Annotated in this window: 15 protein-coding genes; 8 read left to right on the top strand and 7 right to left on the bottom strand. The window is 72.1% G+C overall.

From position 1 onward, the window contains the following. Positions 1-210: 210 nt before the first annotated feature. Positions 211-996, top strand: coding sequence for a glucose 1-dehydrogenase (locus AB0I45_RS05810; protein WP_247424022.1), 786 nt, complete (start codon positions 211-213; stop codon positions 994-996). Positions 997-1,141: 145 nt separating this feature from the next. Here AB0I45_RS05810 and AB0I45_RS05805 read toward each other — a convergent pair whose 3' ends face one another. Continuing rightward, on the bottom strand, positions 1,142-2,359 hold the full coding sequence (locus tag AB0I45_RS05805) for an alpha-hydroxy acid oxidase (protein WP_360317317.1): 1,218 nt from the start codon (positions 2,357-2,359) through the stop codon (positions 1,142-1,144). Positions 2,360-2,583: 224 nt separating this feature from the next. Between AB0I45_RS05805 and AB0I45_RS05800 the strand changes: the two genes are divergently transcribed. After that, on the top strand, positions 2,584-3,156 hold the full coding sequence (locus AB0I45_RS05800; protein WP_360317314.1) for a dienelactone hydrolase family protein: 573 nt from the start codon (positions 2,584-2,586) through the stop codon (positions 3,154-3,156). A 173-nt stretch (positions 3,157-3,329) separates the two neighbouring features. Here the strand turns inward: AB0I45_RS05800 and AB0I45_RS05795 are convergent, their stop codons facing one another. The 3 genes from AB0I45_RS05795 to AB0I45_RS05785 all read right to left on the bottom strand — a co-directional run bounded on the left by AB0I45_RS05795 (position 3,330) and on the right by AB0I45_RS05785 (position 6,321). Further along, a complete protein-coding gene (locus tag AB0I45_RS05795) occupies positions 3,330-4,133 on the bottom strand; it encodes a 3-oxoacyl-ACP reductase (RefSeq protein ID WP_360317311.1) in 804 nt (267 codons plus the stop codon). 231 nt (positions 4,134-4,364) lie between these two features. Beyond that, entirely contained in the window at positions 4,365-5,507 is a 1,143-nt protein-coding gene (locus tag AB0I45_RS05790; protein WP_360317308.1) for a cytochrome c biogenesis CcdA family protein, read from the bottom strand. Between the two features lie 10 nt (positions 5,508-5,517). Beyond that, the gene (locus AB0I45_RS05785) at positions 5,518-6,321 is read right to left on the bottom strand and encodes a thioredoxin domain-containing protein (RefSeq protein WP_360317306.1); all 804 of its coding nucleotides are present in this window, start codon (positions 6,319-6,321) and stop codon (positions 5,518-5,520) included. Positions 6,322-6,571: 250 nt separating this feature from the next. Between AB0I45_RS05785 and AB0I45_RS05780 the strand changes: the two genes are divergently transcribed. The 5 genes from AB0I45_RS05780 to AB0I45_RS05760 all read left to right on the top strand — a co-directional run bounded on the left by AB0I45_RS05780 (position 6,572) and on the right by AB0I45_RS05760 (position 13,959). Continuing rightward, positions 6,572-7,597, top strand: coding sequence for a 3-oxoacyl-ACP synthase III (locus tag AB0I45_RS05780; RefSeq protein ID WP_345029275.1), 1,026 nt, complete (start codon positions 6,572-6,574; stop codon positions 7,595-7,597). After that, a complete protein-coding gene (locus tag AB0I45_RS05775; RefSeq protein ID WP_345029273.1) occupies positions 7,594-10,515 on the top strand; it encodes an alpha/beta fold hydrolase in 2,922 nt (973 codons plus the stop codon). The genes AB0I45_RS05780 and AB0I45_RS05775 overlap by 4 nt, the downstream gene beginning before the upstream one ends. 68 nt (positions 10,516-10,583) lie before the next feature. After that, positions 10,584-11,555, top strand: a complete 972-nt coding sequence (locus AB0I45_RS05770) for an NAD-dependent epimerase/dehydratase family protein (RefSeq protein WP_137318669.1) — start codon at positions 10,584-10,586, stop codon at positions 11,553-11,555. 98 nt (positions 11,556-11,653) lie between these two features. Continuing rightward, complete coding sequence (locus tag AB0I45_RS05765) at positions 11,654-12,868, top strand: acyl-CoA dehydrogenase family protein (RefSeq protein WP_345029271.1); 1,215 nt, start codon at positions 11,654-11,656, stop codon at positions 12,866-12,868. Further along, entirely contained in the window at positions 12,865-13,959 is a 1,095-nt protein-coding gene (locus tag AB0I45_RS05760) for an acyl-CoA dehydrogenase family protein (RefSeq protein ID WP_345029270.1), read from the top strand. The genes AB0I45_RS05765 and AB0I45_RS05760 overlap by 4 nt, the downstream gene beginning before the upstream one ends. Before the next feature lie 12 nt (positions 13,960-13,971). Here AB0I45_RS05760 and AB0I45_RS05755 read toward each other — a convergent pair whose 3' ends face one another. The 3 genes from AB0I45_RS05755 to AB0I45_RS05745 form a co-directional block, all read right to left on the bottom strand. After that, positions 13,972-15,534, bottom strand: a complete 1,563-nt coding sequence (locus AB0I45_RS05755; RefSeq protein ID WP_345029268.1) for an AMP-binding protein — start codon at positions 15,532-15,534, stop codon at positions 13,972-13,974. A gap of 234 nt (positions 15,535-15,768) precedes the next feature. Beyond that, the gene (locus tag AB0I45_RS05750; protein WP_247424046.1) at positions 15,769-16,305 is read right to left on the bottom strand and encodes a DUF1345 domain-containing protein; all 537 of its coding nucleotides are present in this window, start codon (positions 16,303-16,305) and stop codon (positions 15,769-15,771) included. A 58-nt stretch (positions 16,306-16,363) separates the two neighbouring features. Then, positions 16,364-17,401: a nitronate monooxygenase gene (locus AB0I45_RS05745; RefSeq protein WP_345029267.1), complete on the bottom strand. Its 1,038-nt coding sequence runs from the start codon at positions 17,399-17,401 to the stop codon at positions 16,364-16,366. Between the two features lie 169 nt (positions 17,402-17,570). On the opposite strand from AB0I45_RS05745, the gene AB0I45_RS05740 reads away from it, so the two are divergent. Then, a complete protein-coding gene (locus tag AB0I45_RS05740) occupies positions 17,571-18,323 on the top strand; it encodes an SDR family oxidoreductase (protein WP_137318663.1) in 753 nt (250 codons plus the stop codon). The last annotated feature ends 12 nt before the right edge of the window (positions 18,324-18,335 follow it).

Raw genomic sequence — 18,335 nt, 5'->3', positions numbered from 1 at the left:
CGTACACCTTCATGGGCCTGTTGCTCCTCTGGTTCATCCTGGGGGCCTTCGGGGTCTTCCGCTGAGGCCACCGGTCCGGCGCGAGCGGGACGGGCGAGGTGTGATGCGACAGACCTACCGGCCGGGAACACGCGGACCCGGGAATCGATTCTCCCTGGTGGAGGGCGACACCACGGCCGCCCGATCCCGATTCTCGAGGAGTGATTCGACATGACCGATCGCTATGCAGGCAAGTCCATCATCATCACCGGTGCCGGATCCGGTCTGGGCCAGGCGGTCGCGGAGCGTCTCGCCGCCGAGGGCGCCCAGCTCGTCCTCGTCGACCTCAACGCCGAGGGGCTCGAAGCGACGAAGCAGCTCGTCCTCGACGCCGCCCCGCAGGTGCAGGTCGAGGTCATCACCGCAGACGTCACCCGCGAGGAGAACGTCAAGAAGTACGTCGACGCGACGGTGGCGAAGTTCGGCAAGATCGACGGCTTCTTCAACAACGCCGGCATCGAGGGCAAGCAGAACCTCACCGAGGACTTCGGCGCCGAGGAGTTCGCCAAGGTCATCGCCGTCAACCTCAACGGCGTGTTCCAGGGCATGGCCCACGTCCTCAAGCAGATGCGCGAGCAGGGCTTCGGCTCGATCGTCAACACCGCCTCCGTCGGCGGCATCCGCGGCGTCGGCAACCAGTCGGGCTACGCGGCCTCGAAGCACGGCGTCATCGGCCTCACCCGCAACTCCGCCCGCGAATACGGCCAGTTCGGCATCCGGATCAACGCGATCGCCCCGGGCGCGATCATGACCGCGATGGTCGAGAACTCGCTCAAGCAGATGGATCCCGACAACTGGGAGTCCGCCGGCGAGCAGTTCGTATCGGTCAACCCGATGAAGCGCTTCGGCAAGCCGGAGGAGGTCGGCGGCCTGGTGAGCTTCCTCCTCAGCGAGGACGCCGGGTTCATCAACGGCACCGTCATCCCGATCGACGGCGGCCAGCACGCGATGTACTGAGTTCCACCGCGGGCTGAGGCCCGCAGCGGGAAGAATCCCGCGGCACTCCTCGCTGAGTGCCCCGGCGGCCGCCGACCCCTCACGGGTCGGCGGCCGTCGTCGTGGCTCAGGCGTTCAGGTGCCGGCGTCCCCCGCCGAGGCGCCCTCACCTCTCGATCCGGCACACCATCTCCGGGGTGAGCTCGGACAGGTCCGCCGCCCCCATGAGCTGCATCGTCACCCGCATCTCCCGCTCGAGGATCTCGAGCACCTTGCGCACCCCGGCCTCGCCGGCGGCCATGAGGCCGTAGAGGTAGGCGCGGCCGATGAGCGCGAAGTCCGCGCCGAGCGCGAGCGCGGCGATGACGTCGGAGCCGGTCATGATCCCGGAGTCGAACATGATCTCGACGTCGTCCCCGGCGGCGGCCCGCACCTCGGGCAGGGCGTCGAGAGTGACCGGGGCCTTGTCGAGCTGCCGGCCGCCGTGGTTGGACACGATCAGGCCGTCGGCGCCGGTGTCGAGCGAGCGGCGGGCGTCGTCGGCGGTGAGCACGCCCTTGACGAACAGCTTCCCCGGCCAGATCTCCCGGATCCAGGCGAGGTCCTCGATGCTCAGCGTCGGGTCGAACATCCCGTTGATGAGCGAGGCGAGGTCCGAGGTGCTGACCGACAGCGAGGCGAAGGTCAGCGGGTCCGTGGTGAGGAGGTCGAACCACCACTGCGGCCGGTACGAGGCGTCGAGCACGGTGCCGGCGGTGAGTTTGGGCGGCACCGTCATGCCGTTGCGGGTGTCGCGCAGCCGGAGCCCGGCCACCGCGGTGTCGACGGTGACGAGCAGGGTGTCGAAGCCGCTCGCCCAGGCCCGTTCGATGAGCGCGCGGGACGCCTCGTGGTCGCGCCACAGGTAGAGCTGGAACCACTTCGTGGCAGCCGGGGCAGCGGCGGCGACGTCCTCGACGGACCGGGTGCCCATGGTCGACAGGGTGAAGGGCACGCCGGCGTGCTCGGCGGCGCGGACCCCGGCGACCTCGCCCTCGGTCTGCATCATCCGGGTGAACCCGGTGGGCGCAATCCCCACCGGCAGGGCGGACCGGCGGCCGGCGATCGTCGTCGACAGGTCGACCTCGGCGTTGCCGGCGAGGATCGCCGGGGTGAGCACGAGGTCGTCGAAGGCCGCGCGGTTGCCCTGGTGGGTGCGCTCGGCCCCGGCCGCCCCGTCGACGTAGTCGAAGGCCGCCCGCGGGGTGCGGCGGCGGGCGATCGTGCGGAGGTCGGCGATGTCCCCGACCCGGCTCAGGCGCGCGCGCCGACGGTTGAGGGTGAGATCGAACTGCAGGAGCGGGGCGAGCTCCTGCCAGCGCGGAAGGCGACGGGTGACGGCCATGATCCTCCGATGCGGCGGCGGTGGGCGCCGGCGGTGCCGACGCAGGCACCGGACCGGGCGGCCCGGGTCGCGGCCCGCGACGGTGCGGACCTCCTCCCAGCCTACGACCCGGTCGGCCCCGGTGCGCATCCCGCCTCCGGCGCCGGGTCCGCTCCTCGTCCGGGTCCTGCCGGACCGGGCCGAGGGCCGTTGCGCGGTCCCGCGGCGTGGGCGAGGATGAGCCCATGACCACTGTCGTTCTCTTCCACTCCGCCGTCGGCCTCAACGACGGCATCCGCCTCATGGCGCGCGTCCTCACCGATGCGGGGCACACCGTCCATACCCCCGACTACTACGACGGGCACGTCTTCGAGACCACCGAACCGGGGATCGCCTACCGCGACGAGGTGGGCTTCCCGGAGCTCGCCCGGCGCGCCTCGGCGCTCATCGAGGATCTCGAGGGGCCGCTCGTGTTCGGCGGGTTCTCGCTCGGCGCAGCGATGGCGCAGTCGATGGGCAAGCGCGACCCGCGCGCCGCGGGCTCCCTGCTGTTCCACGCCGGCGGGGTGCCGAAGCCCACGAGCTGGCAGTCCCACGTGCCGCTCGAGATCCACCACAGCGTCGGCGATCCGTGGATCGAGGAGGGTGCGCCGCAGCGGCTCATCCGCTCCGCGGCCGAATCCGGCGCCCAGACCGCGCACTACGTCTACCCGGGCAGCGGGCACCTGTTCGCCGACCCGACGAACCCGGAGTACGACGAGGCGGGCGCGGCTCTGATGTGGCGCCGCGTCCTCGCCTTCCTCGACGACCTGCGCTGACCGGACCCCGCGAGGCGGGACACGATCACCGGCGGCACCCGGCAGGCGGGCGTCTGCCGGCCGCAGAACGCGGTTCCCCGGTCGATCCAGTGCGGTCGACGCCCGGAATCCGCACTGCAGTGGCCCCGGAGCCGGACGAACCGCACTGGGACGGCCCCGGAGCAGCTCGCGGCTCAGTCCATGACGAGGCCGTTGTCGACCACGAGGTTCTGCCCCGTCACGGCCCGGGAGGCGGGCGAGGCGAAGAACGTGATCGCCGAGGCGAACTCCTCCGGCGTGGTGACGTGGCCCAGGGGCGTGCCGGCCGCGATCGCGTCGAACACCTCCGCCGGGGTTGCAGAGGAGGCGTCGGTGGTGCGCAGCAGCCCGCCGGACACCATGTTCACGCGCACCCCGGCCGGGCCGAGGTCCTTGGCGAAGGTGCGGGTGAGCGACAGCAGGGCCGCCTTCGCCGCGGTGTAGTCGTGGTAGGGCACGACGGGGTTCTGGAACAGGTTCGTGCCGACGTTGACCACCCGGCCCGAACCGATCTCGCGGAACCCGCTCATCGCACCCTGGATGACGTTGAGCGCACCGCCCACCGTGCCGCGGTACTGCGCCTCGAGCGCGGCGTAGGAGATTTCGTCGGCGCCGTCGCGCTCGTCGCCGTTGAAGGAGAAGTCGACGAGCGCATTGTTGATCACCGTGGACACCGGCCGGTCGAACTCCGCGCGGGCGGCGTCGAACATCGCCACGACGGCGCGGAAGTCGGTGACATCGGCCTCGACGGCGAGCGCCTGGCCGCCGCGGGCGCGGATCGCCTCGGCGAGCTCGTGCGCGGCGTCGGCGCTGTGCCGGTAGTTGATGACGAGCGCGGCGCCCTCCTGGAAGAAGGCCTTGACGACCGCGGCCCCGAGTCCCCGGGCGCCGCCGGTGACGAGGACGACCTGCTCGGCGATCGGCAGGGCGCTGGTGGTGTGGGCGTGGGCGTTCGTCATGGCGACTCCTCCGGTTCTCACTTCCGCCCTGCTCACAGCCTCGTGCGCAGGGTTACGTCTCCTCTCGAGCCTACCCGGCCCGCGACCCCGGCGGGGCCTCGCGCGCACCGGCCGCGCAGGGTCCGGTGCGGGCACGGCGAACCGCGGACGGGGAGCCGGGTGGGAACCTGCGGGGAGCCGTCGCCGAGGCGCGGGCCGGCCCGTGCTCGCATGCGGGCCCGGCGGTGTCTGTCAGCGGCGGCGGTGCTCGGCGCGCAGCCGCTCGCGGCGCGAGGCGAACACGACCTCGGCGGGAGAGTCGTGAGCCGCACCGGGCTCTCCTTCGGCCTCGTCCTCACGAGCCGCACTGCCCGGCCCGCTCCGCGGAGCCGTCGCTGCGGCAGGTCCTCCCTGGCGGCTGCGCCGTGCCGCATCGGCCCAGGTCTCTCCGGCCGGGAAACCCAGGGGCCGACCCGGGGCGGTGAGCGGGGTGAGGACGACGAACCACAGGATCACGAGGAGGGCCGCACCGATGAGCACGTTCGCCCAGGCCGGCAGCCCGAGCACGGTGGACTGCAGCCACGACGCGACGGTCATCGAGAGCACCTCGGGCACTCCGATGAGCCCGTTGGTCAGCATGAAGACGAGGCCGACGGCGATGAACACGAGGCCGCCGATCACCTGCGTGGAGTGGAGCTCCCGGCCGCCCACGGTGATCGTGCGGCCGCGCAGCCAGCGCAGGCGGGAGGCGCCGAGCCGCTGCCACACCGTGGCGATGACGAGCATCGGAGCGGCGATCCCGAGGGCGTAGACGAACAGCAGGAGCAGACCGGATGCCGCGGTGCCGGCCGAGGCCGCCATGGTGAGGACTGCGCCGAGGATGGGTCCGGTGCAGAACCCGGCGACGCCCGACACGATGCCGAGCACATAGGAGCTCAGCAGCCCGGGGACGCCCCCGGTCCGATCGGCTGATCCGGCGCCCCCGGTCCGGTCGGCGGGTTCGGCGCCTCCGGCGGTACCGGACCGCCCGGCGTCCCGGCGGGCACCCCGCGGACCGGCGCTCGCCGTCGCAGCACGCGCACCACCGGGCAGGCGGGCGCCCAGGTCGAAGCCGATCCCGAGGATCTGGAGGATCCCGAGGACGACGAGCACGGCCCCGGAGACGAGGATGAGGGTCGAGCGGTGCTCGGTGAGCAGGCTGCCGATGAGACCGGCACCGGCTCCCATCGGCAGCAGGATCGTGAGCAGGCCGAGGAGGAAGATCCCGGTGCGCAGGAGGAGCCGGCCGGCGCCCGCGGTGGTGAACGCGAAGAACGCCGGGACGAGGAGCGCGCCGCACGGGCTGAGCAGGGCGAGCACGCCTCCGAGGAAGGCCGCGATGATGCCGATGGTCATCGGATCGACCTCAGCCCTCGGACGCCGGAGCGGACCCGGCACCCGAATCATGACCTGATTCAGGGCCCCCGCCCGCCGGGTCGTAGGGCGCGGCCTCGGCGGCGAGCTCGATCGCGGCCTCGAACTCCTCGGCCGGCAGCGCCCCGGCCAGGGGCTGGCCGTTGATGAGGAAGCTCGGGGTGTTGAAGGCGCCGATCGAGCTCGCCTTTTCGACGTTCGCCTCGACCCAGGCGGAGGCCTCGGCGGATTCCATGTCCGCCCGGAAGGCCTCCTCGTCCAGGCCGAACTGCTCCGCCACCGCGACGAGCTCCTCCTCGGTGAGGTCGGCCGGACCCAGCTGCTCGCCGTCGCCGAACAGCGCCCCGTGGTACTCGTGGTACATGCTCTGCCGGCCCGCCGCCCAGGCCGCCCGCGCGGCGCGGTTCGAATCCTCGCCGAAGAAGTCCCTGTCCCGCCACTCGATGCGCAGGGTGCCGGCGTTGACGTACTGCTCGATGAGCGCGATCTCCGTCGTCGCGGCGTGCTGCGCGCAGTACGGGCACTGATAGTCGGAGTAGACGACCATCGCGACCGGCGCATCGACCTGTCCGAGCGCGTAGGGGTCCTCGGCATCGCGCCGCGCGGTCGACTCGATCCGCTGGACCTCGTCCGCCCGGGGCCCGGCCTCGGCCGTCGCAGAAGCCTCGCCTCCGGCGACCGGCGCCTGCCCCCCGCCGTCCTCGTCGATGGCGAGGATGCCCACGGTGATGAGGGCGATGATGACGATATTGACAGGAATCGCCCAGAACCAGAACGGCCGGGAGGAGGGATGCATGTGCTCGATCCGAGATCGGGGACGGGGCCCCTCCAGGCTATGCCCCCGCGCGCACGTCCGCCGCTGGGCCCGCGTCGCCGTCCCGTCTCCCGCCGCCGCGCCCGGCCGGCGCGTGGCCCAGGTCACGTTCCGACGCCCCTGATTCCGGCAGTGCCCATTGTCTCAACGAATGCCGTGTCCGGCATGTTCTCCGGGGTATTAGGATGAGGGAGGCTCGCACCCGACCATCACCTGCATCGAACGGACCCTCTTGAACGGCAACTCGACTTTCCGGCATGACAACGTCGCCCTCCTCTCGATCACCGAGGTCACCGCACCGATCGAAGTGAAGTCCGAGGTCTTCGACGAGACCCTGGCGGACACCCTCGCGGAGCTCCGCCTCCCCAAGGGCCTCCTCCAGCGCGTCGCCGGCGTCCACGCCCGCCGCAACTGGGAGAAGCCCGGCGACTTCGCCACCGGCTCCGCCGAGGCCGGCCGCGCCGCCCTCGCGCAGGCCGGGATCTCCGCCGACCAGGTGGGTCTGATGATCAACGCCTCGGTCAGCCGCGAGAACCTCGAGCCCTCCGTCGCCACCCGCGTCCACCACGAGATGGGCCTCGGCCCGCAGGCGATGAACTTCGACATCACCAACGCGTGCTTGGGCTTCGTCAACGCGATGACTGTCGCCTCGACGATGATCGACTCCGGCCAGCTCGACTACGCCGTGGTCGTCGCCGCCGAGGACGCCCAGCGCGTGCAGCGGGCCACCGTCGAGCGGCTCGCCCGCCCGGGCATCACCCGGCACGAGTACCTCAACGAGTTCGCCTCCCTGACTCTGGGCTGCGGCGCCGCCGCCGCGGTCCTCGGCCCGGCCGATCGCCACCCGGAGGGCCACCGCGTGCTCGGCGGGGTGACCCGCGGCGCGACCTGGAACCACGAGCTCTGCGTGGGCGGCTTCGACGGCATGTTCACCGACACCAAGGGACTGCTCGACAACGGCATGGAGCTCGTCACCTCCGCCTGGCACGAGGCGCTCGCCGACGGCTGGGACTGGCAGCACATGGACCGCTACATCATGCACCAGATCTCCGACGTCCACATGAAGTCGGTGGCCACCGCCGCGGAGCTCGACACCACGCGCATCCCGAAGACCTACCCGCAGCTCGGCAACGTCGGCCCGGCCTCGCTGCCGATCACCCTGGCCCTCGAATCGGAGAAGCTCGAGCGCGGCGAGCGCGTGCTCTGCGTGGGCGTGGGCTCCGGCCTCAACACGGCGATGACGGAGATCGTCTGGTGAAGTTCGCAGCCGCACCCGCCGCCCTGCCCGGTCCGCTCCCCGAATGGGACCCGCAGTGGTCCCGGCTGGTGCGCGCGGACACCGTCGACGGCGAGCACACCTTCCACGTGCTCGACACCCTGCCCGCGCTCCGGGCCGCCGGACGCGAGCCCACCGGGACGATCCTCGCCCTCCACGGCAACCCCACGTGGTCCTACCTGTGGCGCCGCCTCGCCGCGGCGAGCCTGCGTTCGACGACCGGCCGCACCTGGCGCGTCATCGCCCCCGACCAGCTCGAGATGGGCTTCTCCGACCGGCTCGCACACGATGCGCTGCCGACCACCCACGGGCCCGGCTACCGCCGCATCGCCGAGCGCGTCACCGATTTCGACGCCGTCGTCCGCACCCTCCTCGCCGAGGTGCCCGCCACCGCCGCGGCCTCCGGTGCCGCGACTGAGCCCGCGACCCCATCGCCCACAGCCGGCTCCCCCGCCGCCGAGGCGCCCGCGCGGGAGGCCGGAACCGCGCCCGCCGGCGACCACCCGATCGTCACCATCGGCCACGACTGGGGTGGCGTCCTGTCGCTCACCTGGGCCGCCCGGCACCTCGATCTCGTCGATGCCGTGATCAGCCTCAACACCGCCGTGCACCAGCCCGAGGACGCGCCCCTGCCGGCGCCTCTCCAGGCTGCGCTCGCCGGGCCGATGCTGCCGACCTCGACGGTGCTCACGGACCTGTTCCTGCGGATCACGCTCGGCCTCGGCCAGGGCCCCATCCGCAAGGAGATCAAGGAGGCGTTCCGCGCCCCCTACCGGACCGCGGCCGACCGCCGCGGGATCGGCGCCTTCGTCGCCGACATCCCGGCGCAGGACACCCACCCGAGCCGCGCGGAGCTCGAGCGGCTCGGCGCGGACATCGCCGGCATCGACGTCCCCGCCCTCCTCATCTGGGGACCCAAGGACCCGGTGTTCCTCGAGCGCTACCTCCGCGACCTGCGCGGCCGCCTGCCGCACGCGGACATCCACCGCTTCGAGAAGGCCTCCCACCTCGTGTCCGAGGACGCCGACGTCGCCGGGCTCGCACTGCGCTGGCTCGAGAACCGCTTCCCCGCCGCCGAGACGCCGGCCGCGGATCCGACGCACGCCGCCTCCCGAGCCGCTGCCGGCACTCATGCCGCCTCCGGAGCCGCGGCAGAGTCCCCCGCCGCCGGCTCCCCGGACACGGAAGCCCCCGGCACCGGGGCTCCCACCGCCGCTCAGTCCTCCACCGACTCGCCGCTGATGTTCGACGCGCTCCTCGCCCGCGCCGGCGACCGCTCGATCGCGAGCGTCGACATGTCCCAGCAGCCGCCGCAGTCGGTCACCTGGGCCCAACTCGCCGCCGTGGTCGACGGGATCGCCCACGGCCTGCGCGACCTCGGGCTGCACCCCGGCGACCGGGTCTCCCTGCTCGTGCAGCCGGGCAACAACCTCACCGCCGCGCTCTACGCCGTGCTCCGTGCCGGCGGCGTCGCTGTCGTCGCCGATGCCGGGCTCGGCGTCGCCGGGATGACCCGCGCGATCAAGGCCGCCGACCCCCAGTGGATCATCGGCCAGGTCCCCGGCCTCACGCTCGCCCGCACCGCTGGCTGGCCCGGGCGCCGGATCTCCGTCAGCCCGCTCGACGCCCTCGAACGGACCGCGCTCGGTGTGGAGACGAGCATCACCGAGCTGTCCCGCACCGTCCCGAGGGCCCCGCTGGCCCGCCCGGACGCCGACGACGACGCCGCGATCCTCTACACCTCCGGCTCGACCGGCCCCGCCAAGGGCGTGCGCTACACCCATGCGCGGCTCGGGGCGCTCGGCCGGAAGCTCGCCGACCACCTCGGCGTGGAGCCCGGCTCCGGACTGGTCGCCGGATTCCCGCCGTTCGCGCTGCTCGGACCCGGGATCGGCGCCACGAGCGTCACCCCGGACATGTCGGTGACGAAGCCGCGCACGCTCACCGCCACCGCGCTCGCCGACGCGATCCTCACCGGCGACTGCACGATGGTCTTCGCCTCCCCGGCCGCGTACCGCAACGTGTGCGCGACCGCCGGCGAGCTCAGTGCGGAGCAGCGCGGCGCCTGCGCCTCCGTGGAGCTCGTGCTGTCGGCCGGCGCCCCGGTGCCGCTGCGCCTCATGGACGCGCTCGCCGAGCTGTTCCCGAACGCCGCGATCCACTCCCCCTACGGCATGACCGAGGGCCTGCTGCTCACCGACATCGACCGCCACGGGGTCGCCGCCGCCGCGGCGCAGTCACGCGACCACGGCGTCTGCGTCGGCACCCCGGTGCCGGGCGTGTCGCTCGCGCTCGCCCCGATCGACGCCGCGGGCCGGTCCTCCTCGACCCTGCTCACCGGGGCCGAGGCCGTCGACGTGCTCGGTGAGTTCGTCGTCTCCGCGCCCCACGCCAAGGCCGGATACGACCGGCTGTGGCTCACCGATGCGGACTCCAAGCGCGACGGGCTCGACGGCCGCATGTGGCACCGCACCAACGACATCGGGCACATCGACCCGGAGGGCCGGGTGTGGCTCGAGGGCCGCCTCCAGCACCTCCTCACCACCGCGGACGGCCCGCTCGGCCCCGGCGGCATCGAGGCGGTCGTCGACGAGGTGCCCGGCGTGCTGCGCTCCGCGGTCGTCGGGGTCGGCCCGCGCGGCACCCAGGCCGTGGTCGTCGTCGTCGAACCCGACGCCGAGGCGCCCGCCGGCGCCCGGCAGAAGCCCGGCCTCGCCGACCTCGAGCTCACCGACGCGGTGCGCACAGCGGTCGCCGGCCACTTCGCCGCCGACATCGCCGCCGTCCTCATCAGCCCCACCTTCCCCACCGACATCCGCCACAACTCGAAGATCAACCGGGAGCGCCTGGCCGGGTGGGCCGACGCCGTGCTGCGCGGCGAGCCCGTCGGCAAGCCCTGAGCCGGCAGGCGGGGCCTGCCCCCGCACGCCGTCGCCCACCCCGTTCCCGCGATCCGCAGGAGGCACACATGAAGGTACTCGTCACCGGTGCCTCGGGCCTGCTCGGCTCCTCGGTCGCCGCCGCGCTGCTGGCCGAGGGCCATGCCGTCACGACGCTGCAGCGGCGCGCCTCCGGCGTCACCGGTGCTCTCGACGTGCTCGGCAGCGTCACCGACCCGGGGCTCGTCGAGCAGGCGACGGCCGGGCAGGACGCGGTGATCCACCTCGCGGCGAAGGTCGCGATGACCGGGGACCCGGCGGCCTTCGAGGCCGTGAACATCGAGGGCACCCGCACCCTGCTCGCCGCCGCGCAGGCCGCCGGCGTCTCCCGCTTCGTCCACATCTCCTCGCCGTCCGTCGCCCACGCCGGCGACTCGCTCGTCGGCGAGCCCGCCGGGCCGGCCGACCCGGAGCACGCCCGCGGGGAGTACGCGCGCACCAAGGCCCACGGCGAGCTCCTCGCGCTCGCCGCCGATTCCCCGGCCTTCCCCGTGCTCGCGCTGCGCCCCCACCTCATGTGGGGCCCCGGCGACACCCAGCTCACCGAGCGCATCATCGACCGCGCCCGGGCCGGCCGGATGCCGATCCTCGGCAGCGGTGCAGCCCTGGTCGACACGCTCTACGCGACGAACGCCGTCGATGCGATCCTCGCCGCGCTCACCGCCGTCACCCGCACCCACGGCGAGGCGCTCGTCGTGACGAACGGGCAGCCCCGGCCGATCGGCGAGTTCATCACCCGGCTGGCGCTCGCCGGCGGGGCGTCCGCGCCCGGCCTGCGCATCCCGGTGGCTCCCGCGCTCGTCGCGGGAGCGGCGGTGGAGAAGGTCTGGGAGCTCGGCGAGCACGACGACGAGCCGCCGCTCACCCGCTTCCTCGCCGAGCAGATGTCGACCGCGCACTGGTTCGACCAGCGCCGCACCCGCGAGGTCCTCGACTGGACGCCGCGGGTGAGCATCGCCGAGGGCATGGCCGCGCTCGCCCGTCACTACAGCGGGACCTGAGCTCAACCCCTTTTCAACTCTCTCGAACGATCGCTAGGATGAGTCCGATGTCCGGGCCCGCCGCCCGGGCGCGATCGGCCGGACGACGGAGTTCACCCATGCCACCCGCACCGCATTCGGCGAGCGCGCTCGCCGCCGACACCCGCGCCCTGCTCGCGGAGTTCCCGCCGGAGGAGGTCCGCATCGAGGAGGACCGCTTCACCTTCCTCGAGGCCCGCTACGACGCCGGCCTCGCCGCGGTCCACTACCCGCCGGGATACGGCGGGCGCGGACTGCCGCGCGAGCACCAGGCCGAGGTCGACGCGATCCTCGCCGCGGCCGGCGCCCCGGACAACCGCCCGGCCCACATCATCGTCAACCTCGGCATGGCCGGCCCGACGATCCTCGGCGCCGGGACCACCGAGCAGAAGGACCGCTTCATGCGGCGTCTGTGGACCGGCCGCGACCGCTGGTGCCAGCTGTTCAGCGAGCCCGGGGCCGGCTCCGACCTCGCCGGGCTGTCCACCCGGGCCGTGCGCGACGGCGACGACTGGGTGGTCTCGGGGCAGAAGGTGTGGACGACGCTCGCGCACCTCGCCGATTTCGCGATCCTGCTCGCCCGCACCGACCCGAGCGTGCCCAAGCACCAGGGCATCACGTACTTCCTCCTCGACATGCGCTCGGCCGGGGTGACGGTGCAGCCGCTGCGCCAGATCACCGGCGAGGCGGAGTTCAACGAGGTGTTCCTCAACGAGGTCCGCATCCCGGATGCCATGCGCCTGGGCGAGGAGGGCGAGGGCTGGGCGCTCGCCAACCTCACCCTGTCGAACGAGCGCTCCGGCTCGATGAAGCGCCCCGAGCGCGAGGGCGGGCCGATCCGCACCCTCCTCGACACCTGGCGGGAGACCCCCGTCGAGGAGCGCGACCCCGCCTACCGGGACTCGATCGCGCGCGCCTGGGTGCGGGCCGAGGCGGTGCGGCTGGCCGGCATCGCGATCCAGCGCGCGATGGCCCAGGGTGATCCCACCCCGGAGGCGAGCGCACTCAAGCTCGCGAGCGCGGAGACGAGCAAGGCGATCGCCTCGCTCGCGCTCGAGACCGCGGAGGCCGGCGGGCTCCTCCACCCCGACGGCTACGACTTCCACCAGCCGGACTTCATGTCCGTGGACATCACCGGCCGCTCGGCCGGGTACGCGTACCTGCGCACCCGCGCGAACTCGATCGAGGGCGGCACGTCCGAGGTGCTCAAGAACATCATCGCGGAGCGCATCCTGCGGCTGCCGCGCGAACCGCGCACCGACACCCAGGTGCCCTTCACGGAGGTCCCCCGATGACGGACACCGACACGACCCCCGCCCCCGGGGCGCACACGGCTCCCGGGGCGGAATCGGCCCCCGATCTCGCCCTCGCCGGCGAGCTCGCCGCCGGTCTGCGCGCCGCGGTGCGCGGCCTCGGCGGCATCGATGCGGTGCGCGACTCCCTCGACGACCTCGCCCCGATCCGGCAGGCGCACCGGCAGATGATGGACACGATGGGCCTCGGCGGCGTGCTCGCCGAGGAGGAGCACGGCGGGCTCGGGGCCGGCATGGCCGCGATCGTCGCGCTCGGCCGGGCCGCCGGCGCGGTGCCCGCCGCTGATCTCCTGGGCCCCTACGTCAGCGCCCCGGTGGCCTTCGGCATGCTCGTCGTCGGCCACCCGGATGCGGGGGTCCGCTCGCTCGCCGGCGACACCCTGCGCCGGATGGCCGAGGGCACCACCTGCGTCGGCGCCGTCGCCGGCGGCCTGCTGTTCGACGCGGAGCTCTGCGAGGAGGTGCTCGTCCACCAGGACGAGACGATCCACCTGGTGCCGCGCGCCGAGCTCGAGCTCACCGCGCTGCCCGCCCTCGACCCGACCCGCACGCTCCACCGGGTCACCGAGTCCTCGGTGCTCGGCGCGGGGACGATCCTCGCCGACGGCGACATGGCGGCCGAGATCGTCGGCGCGTCGATCATCGCCGGGCGGGTGTACCTCGCCGCCGAGCTCGAGGGCGTCGCCCGGGCCGTGCTCGAGGAGACCGTGACCTTCCTCGGGGAGCGGATCGCGTTCGGCCGGCCGCTCGGGTCCTTCCAGGCGCTCAAGCACCAGCTCGCGGAGATGTGGTCCGAGGTCTCGCTCATCGGCCCGCTCGTCGACGAGGCCGCGCTCCTGCTCGACACCGGGGACGACCCGACGGAGGCGGCGATCTATGCGGCCGCCGCGCTGTCGTTCGCCGCGGACACCGCGACCCGGGTGTGCGAGCAGGCGCTCCAGCTCCACGGCGGGGTCGGCTACACCTGGGAGAGCCCGGTGCACATCTGGCTCAAGCGCGCAGCGGCCGGCCGGGTGCGCCTCGGCACGCCCCACACCCTGCGCGCCGAGCTCGCCGCCCTCACCGACATCTGAGACCGACAGACCCTACTTCCCGTACTCGTCGCGGAGCTTGTGCTTGAGCAGCTTGCCGGAGGCGTTGCGCGGCAGCTCGGGCACAACCTCGAGGCGCGTCGGCTTCTTGAACGAGGCGAGCCGGTCGGACAGGAAGTCCTGGATCTCCTCGAGCGTCGGGGGGTCGGCGGGGTCGGCGGGCACGACGATCGCCACCGGCGTCTCCACCCACTTCTCGTCCGGGGCGCCCACGACCGAGGCGTCGGCGACCTTGGGATGGGCGGCCACCGCGTGCTCGACCTCGATCGAGGAGATGTTCTCGCCGCCGGAGATGATGAGGTCCTTCGCGCGGTCGACGACGTACATGAAGCCCTCCTCGTCGCGCTTGACGAGGTCGCCGGAGTGGAACCAGCCGTCGTGCGTGGCCGCCTCGGTCTCCGCCTCCTTGTTCCAGTAGCCGGCCATGAGGCCCGGCCCGCGGTAGACGACCTCGCCCATCTCGCCCTCGGCGACGTCGTCGCCCTCGGCGTTGACGACGCGCACCGCCACCGGCCCGACGGCCTTGCCGATCGATCCCATCTTGCGGATCGAGTCGTGGTCGTGGAGCTGCGCGGTCACCGGGGACATCTCGGTCTGGCCGAACGCCGCACTGATCGTGGCGTTCGGGAAGGTGTCGGCCATGAGCTGCAGGGTCTGCTTGGACGCCGGCGAGGCGCCCCAGGACAGGGTCTTGAGCGGCAGGTCGCGCTCCTTGATCCCCGGCAGGGAGCACAGGGCCTGCCAGATCGTCGGGACGAGGAACATCGAGGTCACCTGCTCGCGCTCGATCATGTCCGCGAGCGCCGGGATGTTCGTGAGCACCTGCGGGGGCGCGAGCACGATCCGCATCCCGGTGAAGAACGCCGGGGTGAGGAAGCCGACGGCGGCGATGTGGAACAGCGGCACGACGACGAGGTTCGCCTCGGGGACCTCGGTGGGCGGCTGCGCGGAGCGCAGGATCGGGATCATCTGGCTGGCGAGGTTGAGGTAGCTCAGCATGACGCCCTTGGGCGCGGCCGTGGTGCCGGAGGTGTACATGATCATCGCGATCGAGTTCTCGTCGACGTCGACCGGCTCCGCTTCGCCGCCGGCGGCGAGGATGCCCGGCACGTCCTCGTCGAAGGAGATGATGTCGATCCCCGGTGCCGCACCGCCATCGGCGCCGATGCCCGCGACCGTCTTCGCCCCGAACCCGTCGACGAACATCGCCCGCGCGCCGGAGTCCTCGATGAAGTAGGCGACCTCGCGCGGCACCGAGCGGATGTTGAGCGGCACGGTGATCGCGCCGATCGTGTTGATCGCGACCATCGCGGCGATGTACTCCGCGCGGTTGAGGGCGAGGATGAGCACCCGGTCTCCGGGCTGCACGCCGCGCCGCTGGAGGTCGGCGGCGAGCGCCTGCACCTGGGCGCGCAGCTCGCCCCAGGTCACATGGCCCGCGTCCGAGGTGATGATGACCTCCTCGGGCCGATCGATCGCATGGAGCTCGAGCATGTTCATCCAGTGGAACCGGCGGGAGAGGAACGGCTGGCGGTTCGGAACGGCGGGAATGGTCACGGTGGCGCCTTTCTGCAGGTCATCGCTGCACATGTCGTCGCTGCACGTCGTCGTGCGGACACAGCACTGTGTCGTACCTCACAGCCTAGGGCAGGGTGCGTGATCGAGCGTTCGAAATTCGGTAAAAATCTGGCAACGACCGCGGCGGGTGCCGTCGACCGGACCCGCGCCGTCATTGGTGGCGGACGGCTGCTCGCCGGTGGTGCGCGCGGACCCGGAGGCGCGCCGCGCGCTCTACTTCGTCAGTCCGCCGAACAGCAGCGAGACCGTCATCGCGACGATGACGGTGTTGAAGACGAAGGCGAGCACGGTGTGCTCGCGGGCGGCCCGCCAGCCTGTGCGGGTGCGGATCCGGGCGCCGAGGGTCGAGGCCATCGTCGACATCATGAAGGCCATGGTGAGGTAGTCGCCGAACACCGGCGGCTCGAGCTGGTCGAAGTCGATCCGCTCCCCGCCGGAGTGCTGGCGCAGGTACCGCAGGGCATAGGAGTAGACCATGGCGAACCACGAGGCGGCGACCGTCGCCATGCCGAGGAGGATGAAGAGCGGCTCGGAGCGGAACATCTCCGTCCGGGCCAGGCTGACCGTGAGGACGGCGGCCACGATCGCGCCCGCCACCGTCCAGGAACCGGCGCCGCCGTAGCCGAACATCTTCGACATCAGCGAGGGTCGGTGCCGGCTCTGGACCGCGGCGATGCGCACGAGCTCGGGCCGGGGCGTGCGCGCGTAGACCACGTGGGTCCACGCGATGTAGCAGAGCACGAAGAGCACCCCGTGCGGTCGTCAAAGTAGCCACGTCTTGACCGGTTACTTCTGCTGGCTTCTTGTCTCATGAGAGTGGGCAGAGGGCTGAGCAGTGGTCGTACTCAGTGTGTCCGCCAGCCAGGAAATCACGTCGGCTGGGTGTCCGTTGGGCGCAGAGGTGAAGCCGATCGGCGTCACCTGCGCGGCCTGCTGTTTGGCGTAGGGCGCGGGTCGGGTGATGTACGGCTGGATAGGCAGTAGGTGCGCTGTCGTCGTGCCGGTTAGTGAAGCCGTTGCGCAGTGCCCGTGCCGGGCGTCCGGTGAACGCGCGGGTGATGACAGTCTCAGTGAATCTCGGATTGGCGAGAGCGGCCCGATGTGTCGGCGATGTTCCTGCCTCGTCGGTGCGCAGCAGCAGCGTGCCGACCGTGACCGCCTCGGCTCCCGCATCCAGGAGTGCGCGGACAGTGGCCGAGCCATCCACACCACCGGCAGCGATCACGGGCAACTGGATCGTGGAGCGAACATCGCGCACGAGCGCTCCGGTCGAAACCTCGCCCAGGCTCCGCGCGGGATCGTAGGTGGCGCTGTGCCCGCCAGCAGCCGGGCCTTGCACGATCAGCCCATCCACGCCAACAGCCTGCGCTTCCAGTGCTTCACCTGGCGTCGTGACGGTCGCGAGTACCTGCGATCCCGCCCGCTGCAGCGCGGCGATCGCGGCAGGATCGGGCAGCGCGAACGTCAGCGACACGACTGGAACCGGATGATCGATCAGCAGGCCGAGTTTGTCCTCCCAATGGTCGTCATCGGACACCGGGTCGGGATCGAGTTCGAGGCCGTAGGCGTCGGCCTCGACCTGCACCTCGGCGGCGTAGCGGCGGAACGCGTCACGGTCGAGATCGCTCTTGCTCGGCACGAACAGGTTGACCCCGAAGCGGTCGGTGTGCTCGCGCACCTCGGCGATCTGTGCGGCGAGTCCATCGCGGGTCTGGTAGCCGCCGGCGAGGAACCCGAACCCGCCCGCGCCAGCGACTGCGGTGACGAGCGCGGGCGTGGTCGGCCCGCCAGCCATCGGAGCGGCCACGATCGGCAGTGGAGTGTCCAGCAGGGGGGTGTAGTTCACGGATTCTCCTCTCGATACGGCCAACCATCGACGGTCTCGATCCCACAAGTGCTCGTCACAGGTGGCGGCGCCGCGGCGTCGGCGACCCTTCCATCCTACTTGGACATTCAGTATCCAAATACTCTAGGTTTGGTAGGGCGTACCCGTATCGACCCAGGAGGCAACAAGGATGACCGCTACTCGAACCGCACTCGTGACCGGAGCCAGCCGAGGAATCGGGCAGGCCACAGCCCGACGGCTGGCGTCGCTGGGCTTCGACGTGATCGCCCAGCATCGCGGCGATGACAGCGAGCTGGGTCCGATCCGTGAGATCGCCGCCGAGCACCAGACGACCGTGACCCCGGTACAGGCCGACTTCTCCGACCCCGGAGCGGTCGAGGCCCTGCTGCCACAACTCGATGCGGCACTCGACGGCCGCACGGTCGATCTCGCGTTCCTGAACGCCGGGATCGCGCCGTTTGGCGACTTCACCCAGCTGACGGAGTCGGCGCTGCGCGACCTGTTCCAGGTCAACACCATCGCCCCCTATGCACTCGCCGCAGGGCTGGCGGACAAGATGACGAGCCCTGGCGGGCAAGTCGTCTTCACCGGATCTGCCCTCACCCGCTACGCGTTCCCGGCATTGACCGGGTACGGGATGAGCAAGATCGCCCTGGAATATCTCGCCCGCAACATGGCCGCGAGCCTCGGGTCGCGGGGCATCACGGTCAACGTCGTCGCGCCCGGCGTCGTGGACACCGACATCAACGCCGGCTGGCTGCGCGGCAACGAGGAAGCAGCGGCCGGCACTCGTGAGTCGTCGGCGCTGGGGAGGATCGCCGAGGCCGATGACATAGCCGAGACGGTTGCCCTGCTTGCGCAGTCTTCGTCGCAGACGATCACCGGGCAGGTCATCGACGTGTCCATGGGCACCAGCCTGTAACCGACGAGGAGG

The sequence above is a fragment of the Brevibacterium sp. NPDC049920 genome (genome assembly GCF_040656435.1).
GTDB classification, from domain to species: domain Bacteria; phylum Actinomycetota; class Actinomycetes; order Actinomycetales; family Brevibacteriaceae; genus Brevibacterium; species Brevibacterium pityocampae.
The sequence above is the reverse complement of the archived record's forward strand: the minus strand, read 5'-3'. Positions and strand labels throughout refer to the sequence as shown.